Below are 12,030 nucleotides of genomic sequence, written 5' to 3' on the forward strand. Positions count from 1 at the left end.
AGGGGCAAGCGCGCCAGGACATTTCGATTGGTTGCCGTTTCGTAGTTGAAGCGACGGCCGGATTGTCGCGCCATATTCATAAGTCCAGCGCCAGCAAGAAGAACCCCACTTGCCGAAGTGCCCCGACATGAAAATACCAGAGGGCCGCTGCCGGGACCGCACATCGACATCTATCCCTCCTAGAGGTCTGATCTCAACCGCGGCGGTGGGTCGCCGGGCTCATGCGGCCGGCAGCACCCTTATGGGGATGTCGTCGTTCTCGTCGTCGCGTTCGAGGGCCATTTGGTTAGCGAGCTGGCGGAGTTGGTTGAAGTCGGCCGGGCCGTCGAAGGAGATGCCGCCGAGGCGGATGGCGACGGAAAGCGGCGCGCCGTCGGCGCTGAAGGTGGCCTCGGAGAGGCGTGTGCGGATGCGGGTGCTGATGTCGCGGGCATCCTCGATGGTGGCGCCAGACAGGAAGATGCCGAGTTCGTTGGTCGCAAGCCGGGCCACCAGATCGTCGCGACGAACCGAGGACTGGATGATAGAGGCAAGCGATTGTATCACAGTGTCGGCCCATTGCGGCCCGTAGCGGCGGCCGATATCGTCAAGCGTATCGACGATGACGGCGATGACGATGCCGCCGGCATCGGTGGTGGTATGCTTGCGCCGGTCGATAAAGTGCTCGACGGCCGCGGCGAATGCGGTGCCGTTCAGCGTGTTCGTAACGCTGTCGTGGCGCGCCGCATGGGCGACGTTTTCTTGCATCTCGCGGACGACGCCTTTGTGGAGCTGCAAGGCAAAAAGCAGCGGAAAGGCAATAAATGCGGAAAAAAGCGCTGCACCGACAAATCCGACCAAAAATGGTCGATCCGGCATCCATAAGTTTAATATAAGGAAAAGACCAACAGAACCGCCGATGGCGCACAGGGTACCGAGTGTGGCCCTCTGCAGGGCTTTGAAAATGGTGGCGGAGGGATGTCGCTGAATCATATCGAAGTTACATCCGTTCTTGACGCTATGTTAGCTGAACATGGGCTTGAAAAAAACCGATTTAAGAAAATCTGTAAAATTTGTTGCTTTGCACCGTTGTTCTCACGAATTCGCCGGCTTTCCTTGCTCTGGCCTCAGCCAGACTTTGGCTCCCTGTCATTTGCGCACAGCTCGTTTAGAGCGCTCTTTCTCTGCTCCCCAAAAGGAAAGTCGAGCGTTTGGGACTTCCTTGCAAACCGCGATTTGCATATGAGCTCGAAGCTCACTTCGAAAGCGCGAGGCGTTGCGGGCTCCCCATACACCAGCAAAGCACTCTCCGGACGCATCGTTCGTGAAGACCACAGCTCCACCAAAAGCTGAAGACAGGCCGCCTTCACCAACGACACCTCCGGCCCCATAAACCGCGACAACGCGATCCAGCGGCGCAACGCTGACGACCGTATCGCCCCACGGAGCGAACCTGCGCTTCTAAAAAGATAAACCGGGCAAGGCAAAGTTGTCATCGATCGAGCATATCTCGATCAGCAAGGGCGGCAAGCTCCTGATCGAACTTTGACGACAGGACCTAGATTCTAAATGCATCGGCGATGCCCCCGCCTTCGCCGCTTCAGAGTGCCCTAAATATAAGGCCCGAAGGTGATCGCACCCCGTGATCAGAGGTTAGTTTCGACCATTCGATGTCTTAGCCAGCATCTCGCTCAGCGTTGCGGCGGACAGCATGGCTTCGGCCAAAAGCTTCTTGAGCTTCTGGTTCTCTTCTTCCAGGGCTCTCATTCTTTTGGCAGCGAGACCAGCGCTTCCAAACTGTAGGGATTGCCACCGGTAGAAGGTCGGCTCGCTGATGCCGTGCTTGTGGCAAACATCAGCAACCGTCACCCCCGCTTGGTGCTCTTTCAGAATGCCGGTAATCTGGTCGTCGTCGAATTTTCTCTTGCCCATCACCGCTTCAGTCCTCACGAAATGCTCTGTGGAAACTGTCGAGAAGTGGTCTGATGGCATAGAACGCCACGCTGCTTTCGCCCGTTTCGATCAGTGCCTGTGCGGGCATGCCCGGGACCAGTTCGACATCGCTCATTTTCGCCAACCGTTCGTCCGTCACTCGGATCGTCGCGGCAAAGTATGGCTGGCCGCTCTGTGCGTCGATGAGACGGTCCGCCGATACATACTCGACCCGGCCCTTCAGCAATGGAACGCGCCGCTGATTGTATGGAAGGAGGTGAACCTGCGCCTCAAGTCCCGCATGAACGAGATTGATATCTTCCGGTCTGACGTGGGCGGACACGATGAGACGATCGCTGCGCGGCACAAGATCGACGAGCGGCTCGCCCGCGCCGATCACGCCGCCGGCCGTATGGATGCGCAGGTTCATGATTGTTCCGTCTTCCGGAGCGCGGATATCGGTCCTTGAAAGCTGGTCGTCGATCGCCCACAAGCGCTCGCGCAATTGCATGATCTGACTTTCCGTGTCGCGCATGCCCTGCGCGATTTCGCTCAGCCGGTCGCTTTCAAGCTTTGCAAGATCGGCCTGTGCCTCGCTGATCACTTGGTAGGCGCGGGAAATTTGCGCCTCCACCTGACCTTGCTGGCCAGCGAGGTCTGCTTTTTCCCGCTGGAGGTTGAGAACAGTATTCTTTCGTTCCAATCCCTTGGCGCTGAGGGCCGTAACCTGATCCAGTTCCTGCTGAGAGATTGCCACTCTGTCGGTCAATGCGGCCTTCTGGGCGCCAAGTCCGATGATTTCCTGGCGCACCTGTGCGATCTTTTCATTGGTGATGCCAGCTTCCGCCTGCATGACCTGGCGACGCGCTTCGAAAATTTTTCGCTGCCCGGTCAGAATCGCGCCGACCGAGGGATCTTTGTCCATTGCCGCCCGGAGATCCTGCGGAAAGGCGATATGGTCGGTGCCCGTCTGCTCGGTAAGCAGGCGGGCACGGCTTCCTTCGGCGTCCCAAAGTTGCCCTTGAATACTGTCGCGCTCCGAGCGGGACTTCGTGTCGTCGAGTTCTATCAAGACTTGTCCGGCCGTGACCGCGTCGCCGTTTTTGACGAGTATGCGCCGCACGATGCCGCCTTCCAGGTGCTGAATGGTCTTGCGGCTGGACTCCGGTTCGATGACGCCCGATGCGACCGCTGCGCTTTTCAGCGGCGCCAGAACCGACCAGATTCCCAATCCGACTATGAAGACGCCGACCAACAGGTTCCCTGTCCAGATAACGCCTCTAAGCCCTGGTATCGGCGAAGGAGGGGCGGGGCCGCGCTTTTTCGACTCGATCACCGGCGAGTAGGCTGCCAGTTGCTTGGGCGTCGCAATCGATCGTTCAGCGAACCGTTGGCTCGCTCTTGACGAATTTGAAAATCTCGCCAACGTTTCGTCCAGTCGAACAAGGGTCATGACCATCTCCCTCCCTACGTTCCTGTTCGAGATGGCGGTTGAAGATGGGTTTCGTAAATCTGCTCGCTATCGCCGAAGGCGGCCATCGTCCCGTTACGCATAATGGCAATCTTGTTGGTGACCGGCAGGATACCCATCCGGTGAGTTATGATGACGACGGTCATCCCCCTGGATTTCATGCGCTCAATCGCTTTGTACAGCATGCGTTCGCCGTCGTAATCAAGGCTCGAGTTCGGATCGTCGAGAACGATGAGGGACGGATTTCCATAGGCCGCCCGTGCCAGTCCTAGCTGTTGGCGCTGAGCTCGAAGAAGCAGGTTTCCACCTTCGCCGATATCGGTCTCGTAGCCCTTTGGCAGCCGGATGATCGCCTCGTGCAATCCAACCAGCTTTGCGGCGTCGATCGCTTTGGCGAGATCTCCTCCGTCCAGCCTGCCTATCACATCCTTGATTGCTCCGCCAAAAAGCTCGATGTCCTGCGGCAGGTATCCGACGTGGTGGGTCCCTCCGCAAAGGCGCAGAGCCGAGATATCGACCCCACCAAGAAGGGCGCACCCGCTCGTTGCCTGAACAACGCCCGCTATGACGCGGCCCAGCGTCGATTTTCCCGATCCAGACGGGCCGATGAGCGCTATGCAATCGCCGGGTGCCAGGCGCAATGTGATACCAGTCAATATCTGCCGGTTGGCGAATGGCTGAATATAGCCGACGTTATCGAGAATGAGGCCACTGGGTTCCGGTTGCGGAACCGTTCGGGCATCGTGTTCCGATGCCATGGTGATCAGCATTCTGTTCAGGCGATTGAAGGCATTCCGCGCAAACGTTAGGGAGCGCCATGCACCGATTGCACCCTCGATCGGTGCGAGGCCGCGTCCGAGCAGTAAGCTCGCAACGAAAATGATGCCGGGACTGCTGTTACTCGCAAGCACCAGCCATGTCGCCGATCCCATCATCAGGATCTGCGCGAGGGTGCGGATCGATTTGGAGAAACCAAGAATTATCTCCGTACGGTGCATCGCGATGTCCTGCGCTCTTCTTGCCAATTCCGCATCGCGATAGACGAGCAGCGCTGCACCATACTGCATGCCCATTGCCCGGATTACTTCGATGTTTTTGAGGGCGCTCGCAAATCGCAGATAGCTCCTCGAGAGGGCAAGATTGGCACGGGAAAGCGGCTCTTGCGTCGCCAGTTCCGTGAGGAATGCAAACAGAAGAAGCGCAACTGCGCTCAAAAGACCGATGGTCCCAAGCAGCGGATGAACAAGAAAGAGCAGGAGCAGGAAGACCGGCGCCCAGGGAACGTCAAAGAAAAGGGAGCTCGCTGGGGAATCGAGGAATTGGCGTAAGGTGGCCAGGTCCCTGTAGCACTCCGTGGCGGCTCCGGCATCGGCGCGAGCGGCATATTCGAATGATGCGGTGAGCACCATGGGCCGCAACCTGTGATCCAGCCAGCTGCCGATGCGCGAAAGAGCAGCCCTGCGCACGATATCCAGAATGGAGCCGACCACGACGGCGATGGCGATGATGATCGTCAGCATCAGGAGCGTGTCGGCGCTTCGGCTGGACAGAACCCTGTCATAGATCTGCAGGAGATAGATGGAAGGGGCTAGAAGAAAGAGATTGTAGCCGCAGCTGTAAAGGAAAACCAACCCGAAGGCTCCGGCACAAGCCCGGAGCGCAACAACGAGCTGTGTCTGTGGGCGCGATGGCTTTACAGAAAGTGTTGCCATTATCCGATCTCGCTCCACTTGATACTGACAAGACGAGGCTGCCGGCGGGTTCCGCAACCTATGGGGGTCGCCAGCCGAAGCCGGCGACCCTCAGGGCCTGAGGTCATGAGCCAAGATGGCTGAGATCGATATGACCGAAGTCGTTCGTGAAATGATCGAGAGCATTGTTCACGGTCGTCGTTGATGGGTCCGTGTGAACCAATGCTGCCGAGATGTCGCCGCCGCGAGCTGTGTTACCGTTGCCGCCATTGCCGCCAACGCCGGCGAGGATGGTGGCATGCTGATCGGCCAGAAGCTGCGTATATTGCGTCGCCGTCGTATCGGCGCTTACCGCCGCCGTGTCGCCGCCGCTCACGCTTCCTTGGCTGCCGTTGGAGTGAGAATCTCCCCCGGCGCCGCCGGCGCCGCTATTCGTGACCGCCGCCAGGAAGCCGTTTTGGGCCTGGGTAAAGCCACCAGGTCCGCCGCTGCCGGCGGTCCAATCCGCTGTCTGCCCGACATGATCACCGTTGTGCAGATCGGTGGATGCTCCTTCGACCGATTGCACATTGGCGACATACGCAACCGGATTGTAGTCGATGTTGCCATGGCTGATGCCATCGCCGCCGTTGCCGGCGCTCCCGTCGCCGGCAACCGGGTCACTGAAATGAATCGTGTCAGATATTTGTGGAATAGGCATTGATGTCCCTCCTTCAACTTCGTTTCGTCCGAGTTCCTTACTACGGCGTGGGTATCCAGCATCTCATCGCCAGCCAATACAACCGCAGGTTAATATTATCCGCGATTTAATTCGTGAGCTATCTAGATATTCGGCGATGTTCTTTCGGACGTATCGTTGGAGATGGAGCGGCGTTGTTTCGGCTTGATGCTTCCTGATTTGGCGCCGGATGGCATGACCAACGACTATGTCCGCGATCTCGTCGAGGCGGTGCTGCTTTCGTCGCAACGGCCGCTCAGGCGTACCGGCCAAATTCCGGGATTCTGATCATGCTGCGCATGGCAGAGGAGATTCTGTTCAAGGCTGAAAGCGGGTGTATTCCCTGGCCGGAAAAGCGGGCGCACATAATGCCGGACCTCCAATCCAAAGGCGGATTTGGTGCCTTCAAACTCGTACAAGGGGGTTCCGCATCCACGACAGCCAAATGGCTATAGTAACTAGCCGACGGGATGTAGACGAATTGCAGGCTCTGCTTTTCTCATGTTCAGATGCACAATACCTCAAAAATTCAAGCTGCATGCGCTGCCGCACACTCGTTGGGGTGTGCGTTTGACCGCGAAATGGAGATGGTAATGACGGAAATTCGGCCCTTATCGGAAGACTTGCCCAAAACAGGCACCGATCAGAACCTCACCTCCAATTCGGCTGTGGGGCATCTGGCGCTAGTGCCGACCTGGCTTCCATTGGATGTCACGTCGGGTCCGAACTATAATTCAGCCGGCAGTGGCGGTGACGGGATAAGCGACGGCGTGATCGACAGCAACGCGCTGGCCGTCTTCGTGCCCTCCAATGCGGCTATTGCAGGACCTCATTCGAGCGCAGACGCCTTTCAAGGTAACGATGCGCTGATCAATCAGCATCCCACCGAAATGGCTGGGATTGGCGGGAATGGCGGGAGCGGCAATGTTGCCATCGGCGGCGGCGGTGGCGTCAATCATGCCGGCACCGGCGGCAACGGTCTATTTTTCGGCGGGCTCGTAAGCTCCGATGTTGCGGTGTTTGCCCCCGTGAACACGGCTGTGGCGGTTGGCCCTGGCGCTGAGGCTCACGCGGATCAATCGAACAACGCTATGTTCCTGCAGGGGGCGACCCAGATGGGTGGCATCGGCGGCTCTGGGGGAGATCATAATGTCGCGATCCACGATTCGACGATGAGCCCGGGAACCGCAGTTACATTTACTGGTAACAATTATGCGGGGCATGGCGGCAGCGGAGTTTTCGTCGGCAGCATGGTCGACGTGAATGTAGCCATCTTTTCCCCGATCAACATCGCGGTGGGTGCCGCAGGCGGTTCGGCGGAGGCACATCAGACAAACAACGCAATTTTCGATCAGGGCAGTATGCAGATTGCGGGTGTCGGCGGCAACGGCGGTGGCTTCAACATGTCGTCGGATACGATCTTTACCGGCAGCCACGCGGCGGGCGGCGGCGGGATCGGATCGTCAACCGGCAGCATGGTAGACGTCAATCTCGCCTATTTCCATCCTATCAATATTGCCGTTCCCGCCGGCGGGACGGCAGACGCTCAACAGATCGATCACGTGCTCTACGATCAGCATGCGCTTCAGTTGGCCGGCATCGGTGGCCATGGCGGAGGCGGTAACCTCACGGACGCCCATTCGGCTCTCGTAGACGACATTCTCGGCTTCATCCATACCTAGCGGATAGTCTCCCTCACTCACATTACCGCGACGGCGCGAAACCGTTCCTCCGGCCATTTCAAGCGGTATGGTAGATCACTTCCTCCACCGGCTTTCGTCTCCTGGCCCGACATCACGCGGAACGATCGCTTCACGGGGAAATCGAACATTCGACCACGACCTTCTACGCATTGCCGTCGATACGACCGGCAGATGCCATTACGTTTGCCCGGTATCTGCCTGTGCAGTGCTGTAACTGCCTTAAGTTGAGATATGGTATCAAACGCAGGTTGATCAGCATCTGATTACATCCAACTACTCTTTATTGAATGGATATGTCGAAGATCGATTGTCTTTTCAGTGCTTTTGAAAGCTATGTTGAGTTGCTTGCCACACACGAATTCCGCGAAAAGATGTGTCATCTGCAGCGAATAGTCGATTCCGCATGTCTTCACAATCAAGCTTTTTCAACGTGCTCCGCATGCATGGGTTGTCTATCGCTCTGAGCTCATTGGCTATAAGAACTATCATGAAAGATAAGACTATTGATATCGAGAGTACCCCTTTTTTGTGTCATGACATGAAATGAGAACAGGAATAATACGTATTGCCGTTGGGCTGCCAATATTCCGGGGGAGCACGCAGATGTCCAACAGTGCTAAAACCAAGCGTCAAATGCGGCGCAATTTACCAACTATTGTCGTAATTCAGCATTCCACACTGGCGCGGACAACTGTGGTCAAGCTTCTTGAGCGTGAACTCGCCGGGTGGAGTTTTATCGACATGATCTCGACCGAGAGTCTCGATAGAGCTCTCGGAGCCGAGGTGCGTTTGATAGCGCTAGATCTAGCCGGCAGAGATGTTGAGAGCACAAGCCTGCGCGACGATCTCACGGTAATTGCCGCACAATTTCCCGATGTTCCTATCACGTTGCTCTTGGGAACGGATGATGTCGACATAGTTCGTCACGCACTCCAGATGGGTATCCGTGGCTTTTTCTCGACTTCACTTCCCATTGACATCGCCCTTGCCGGTCTTCGTCTCGTTCTGGCTGGAGGAACATTCTGCCCACAGCTGTTGGGAGCTGTTACAAACGGCTCAAACGAGCATATTCCGTTCAGAATTGAGGCCGAAAAAAGCCTGGATGATAGGGCTCAGTATTTGCAGATTGCCGATTTCACCCCCCGGGAGGCGGACGTCCTCGCAGAGTTGCAATGCGGCTGCTCAAACAAGGTAATTGCAGGAAAACTCAATTTGTCGGGGCATACGGTGAAGATGCATCTGCAGCACATAATGCGTAAGTTGCAGGCGCAGAACCGCACGGAGGTGGTTGCCCGCCTGGTTCGAAGAGCCTCCGGCGGGCAGGACGCGTCGCCATGACCGTGAAAGGCGCGCGGTGCGCTGGCTCGCAAGCTGGCGGTGGCGTTGCACGCATGCTTAGGGACGGAACTAACTTCATTCCTCGCAGGGCAGCGCCAGCCGTGGCCGGTGGGGAGGAGGGTGGAAAAGAAAGCAACAAGCTTTCGGGCGGCATACCATCAGTCCCCCGGACCCACGCGTGATCAGGTTTATTCTTGAGGACGAATATCCGACTGAAGCTCCTCTAGTGCTTTCAACGATCCAACAAAAATCGGTCGAGTTTGCCGTTCGAACTCCCGGAAAACAACTCTTTGAACAAGGCGGAAGCAACCCGCGGAGCCAATCCCGCCCTTTCATCGATTAACACCACCGAGAGTCTTTTGATTTCAAGGGTGATTGTGCGCGCCTCGTCACTGCGACGATACTTCCATGAATCCAGTAGATAGAATCCGTTCTGTACTGCCCATGCCGCAATAATCTGCGCCGTCATGACGTATCCTTGTGCGGAAATGGCGCGGCCGCTGCGCGCGTTCAAATCATTCCGCTAACGGATTAATATCTCCTGGGAATGAAAGAGATCCAGCGCGAAAATGACCGAGCGTCAGATTGTCTGAAGACTGTTGCAGGTTAGACTCATGTCGCCCATCAAATCGGTCGAAATATTCATAGGCAGGCGGTGTCGATTAAATCCATTTCACAATCCAATCACAAGATTTTTATAAATTAGATCCGACTAATTCCGACTTCGCTATTTTCTTCCTGTTTCCTGTTCCTATCTCGCACTTGCGAAATGATCGCGCATTCCAACCCGCCGGGCATGGGTACGCCCCCTGCCTGCCGTCCGGCCCATCACAAGGACTCGACAATGGGTGATTTGCTTAAAGGGATCTCCAGCTTTCGCGGAGCCGTCTTTCCCGACCATCGGGCACTTTATCGCCGGCTGGCGGAGGAGGGACAGCAACCACAAGCGCTTATGATTTCCTGCGCCGACAGCCGGGTGATGCCCGAAACGATCACGCAATCCGGCCCTGGCGAACTTTTTGTTTGCCGCAATGCCGGAAATATCGTTCCCCCGTTTTCGACGGCAAATGGTGGCGTATCATCGGCGATAGAATATGCGGTCGTCGCGCTCGGCGTTCGCGATATCATCGTCTGCGGGCACTCCGATTGCGGCGCAATGAAAGGGCTCTGCCATCCCGATCTCCTGAAGCCGATGCCGAATGTCGCCGCGTGGCTGAAACATAGCCATGCGGCCCATTCGATTGTTTGCGAAGCCTATCCTGCCGATCTGCCGGAGCGCCAAAGGGTTCGCGCCATTGCCATGGAAAACGTCGTTGTCCAGCTTGACCATCTGCGCACGCATCCTTCGGTCGCGGCCAAATTGGCGACCAACGACATTACCCTGCATGGCTGGTTTTTCGATATCGAGACGGGCGAGGTGCTGGTCTATGACGGTTCGGCCGCTCGCTTCACGGATATCATGGAGGACAGGCCTTTGCCCGTCGCCGTCACCGGCCGTGGTCGTCCGCATGTGATGCCGCAAGCTGCGGAGTAGGCCGATGATATCAAGCTCTGTTCTGTCGCGAGACTTCGCATCGTCGCTCGTCGTGTTTCTCGTCGCCATACCGCTCTGCCTCGGCATCGCCGTGGCTTCAGGCGTTCCGGTGGCCATGGGCCTCATCTCAGGCATTGTCGGCGGCATCGTCGTCGGCCTTCTAGCCGGATCTCCGCTTCAGGTATCAGGACCGGCGGCTGGTCTCGCCGTGATCGTCTTCGGCTTTGTCGAGCAATATGGCGCTGCCATGCTCGGGCCGGTTCTCATCGTGGCGGGATTGCTGCAGGTCCTTGCCGGATTCCTGAAGATCGGATCGTGGTTTCGCGCCATTTCGCCTGCGGTGGTCCACGGCATGCTCGCCGGGATCGGCATCCTCATCATTCTTGGCCAGGTCCATGTGCTGATGGGGGCAAGACCTGCTGCCGGCGGTATCGAAAACGTCACTGCCATGGAGCAGACCCTTGGCCGCGTGTGGGGCGCGGGACTGACCCAGGAAGCGGTTGCTCTCCTCGTAGGCTTGATTTCCTTGCTGGCCATGGTCGCCTGGGAGAAGTTCAGGCCGAAGCCATTGATGCTGGTACCCGGTGCTCTGGTGGGGGTCGCGGCCGGCACGATATTGACGGCCGGGATGCAGCTGCCGATCGCCAGGGTGGAGGTGCCGTCCTCTCTCATCGACAGTATTTCGCTGCCGACGCTCGATGGTTTTGCCAGGATGGTCGAGCCCGGTATCATCGTGACGACGCTGGTTATCGCGGTGATCGCCAGTGCGGAAACGCTGCTGTCGTCCGCCGCCGTCGATCGCATGCATGATGGCGTGCGAACCCGCTTCAACAAGGAGCTGTTTGCGCAAGGCATCGGCAACGGGCTCTGCGGTCTGCTGGGTGCGCTGCCGATCACCGGCGTCATCGTCAGATCGTCCGCCAATATTCAGGCAGGTGCGAGAACCCGGGCTTCGGCCGTGCTGCACGGCGTTTGGATTCTTGGCCTAGTGGCATTTCTGCCGGAGCTGCTCGCGATGGTGCCGCTGACGGCACTTGCAGCGGTGCTGCTGGTGACGGGATGGCGGTTGATCAGTCTCCATCATGTTCGTCACCTCTTCGATCATCACGGCTGGGTTCCCGTCGGGATCTGGACCGCGACGGTGGCAATGGTGGTGCTTCAGGACCTGCTCGTCGGCGTGGCGCTCGGCCTTGCGCTATCCATATTGGAAATTCTCCCCTATCTGCGTCGCAAGCTCGCTATCGACAGATTGGAGGATGATGAAACCATCCACCTCGACCTCGTCGGTGTGGCGACATGCAAGGATGTTCCAGCCCTGCTAAACACGCTGGAAACGCTTCCCGAGGGTCGCAAGATCAGGATTGTCGGCGCCCGCCTGCATTATCTTGACCATACGAGCGCCGAAACCCTGCGTGAATGGCTGAAACGACAGAAGAAATCGGGACGCCTTGTTGAAATTGAGCTCCCGCCGCTCGGACGCCATCGCAGATTGAAGCCGATCTTTGAAAGGCTGTCAGAGGAAGTTGCCTGATCGGCGGTAAGACGTCAGGGATCTTACGACAATGCTCTTGCCCCGCTTGATGGGGCAAGGCGAACAGCAAAAAGCAAAGCGCGAAATATTAGTTGATTTTCATTGCTGCGGTTATTTCCAAGGGCGATCAGTT

At 57.4% G+C, this 12,030-nt stretch carries 10 protein-coding genes; 4 read left to right on the top strand and 6 right to left on the bottom strand.

Going from position 1 to position 12,030, the window contains the following annotated elements; translation table 11 throughout:
* Positions 1-219: 219 nt before the first annotated feature.
* The 5 genes from PH562_RS01075 to PH562_RS01095 all read right to left on the bottom strand — a co-directional run bounded on the left by PH562_RS01075 (position 220) and on the right by PH562_RS01095 (position 5,773).
* Positions 220-972 (bottom strand): GGDEF domain-containing protein, encoded by a 753-nt coding sequence (locus tag PH562_RS01075; RefSeq protein WP_285171022.1) that lies wholly within the window; start codon positions 970-972, stop codon positions 220-222.
* A 660-nt stretch (positions 973-1,632) separates the two neighbouring features.
* Positions 1,633-1,911, bottom strand: a complete 279-nt coding sequence (locus tag PH562_RS01080; RefSeq protein ID WP_285171169.1) for a transposase — start codon at positions 1,909-1,911, stop codon at positions 1,633-1,635.
* 7 nt (positions 1,912-1,918) lie between these two features.
* Positions 1,919-3,364: an HlyD family type I secretion periplasmic adaptor subunit gene (locus PH562_RS01085; RefSeq protein ID WP_285171024.1), complete on the bottom strand. Its 1,446-nt coding sequence runs from the start codon at positions 3,362-3,364 to the stop codon at positions 1,919-1,921.
* A gap of 14 nt (positions 3,365-3,378) precedes the next feature.
* Positions 3,379-5,094, bottom strand: a complete 1,716-nt coding sequence (locus tag PH562_RS01090; RefSeq protein ID WP_285171025.1) for a type I secretion system permease/ATPase — start codon at positions 5,092-5,094, stop codon at positions 3,379-3,381.
* Between the two features lie 103 nt (positions 5,095-5,197).
* Complete coding sequence (locus tag PH562_RS01095; RefSeq protein ID WP_113232416.1) at positions 5,198-5,773, bottom strand: PE-PGRS family protein; 576 nt, start codon at positions 5,771-5,773, stop codon at positions 5,198-5,200.
* A 611-nt stretch (positions 5,774-6,384) separates the two neighbouring features.
* Between PH562_RS01095 and PH562_RS01100 the strand changes: the two genes are divergently transcribed.
* The gene (locus PH562_RS01100) at positions 6,385-7,473 is read left to right on the top strand and encodes a hypothetical protein (protein ID WP_285171027.1); all 1,089 of its coding nucleotides are present in this window, start codon (positions 6,385-6,387) and stop codon (positions 7,471-7,473) included.
* A 597-nt stretch (positions 7,474-8,070) separates the two neighbouring features.
* Positions 8,071-8,832 (top strand): LuxR family transcriptional regulator, encoded by a 762-nt coding sequence (locus PH562_RS01105; protein WP_208409450.1) that lies wholly within the window; start codon positions 8,071-8,073, stop codon positions 8,830-8,832.
* Positions 8,833-9,064: 232 nt separating this feature from the next.
* On the opposite strand, the gene PH562_RS01110 is transcribed toward PH562_RS01105, so the two are convergent.
* Entirely contained in the window at positions 9,065-9,301 is a 237-nt protein-coding gene (locus PH562_RS01110; protein WP_113232413.1) for a hypothetical protein, read from the bottom strand.
* A gap of 375 nt (positions 9,302-9,676) precedes the next feature.
* Between PH562_RS01110 and PH562_RS01115 the strand changes: the two genes are divergently transcribed.
* Both PH562_RS01115 and PH562_RS01120 read left to right on the top strand, forming a co-directional pair.
* Positions 9,677-10,366, top strand: coding sequence for a carbonic anhydrase (locus PH562_RS01115; protein WP_113232609.1), 690 nt, complete (start codon positions 9,677-9,679; stop codon positions 10,364-10,366).
* A 4-nt stretch (positions 10,367-10,370) separates the two neighbouring features.
* Positions 10,371-11,897, top strand: coding sequence for a SulP family inorganic anion transporter (locus tag PH562_RS01120; RefSeq protein ID WP_285171031.1), 1,527 nt, complete (start codon positions 10,371-10,373; stop codon positions 11,895-11,897).
* The last annotated feature ends 133 nt before the right edge of the window (positions 11,898-12,030 follow it).

The sequence above is a fragment of the Rhizobium centroccidentale genome, assembly GCF_030182565.1.
Taxonomy (GTDB): Bacteria; Pseudomonadota; Alphaproteobacteria; order Rhizobiales; family Rhizobiaceae; genus Rhizobium.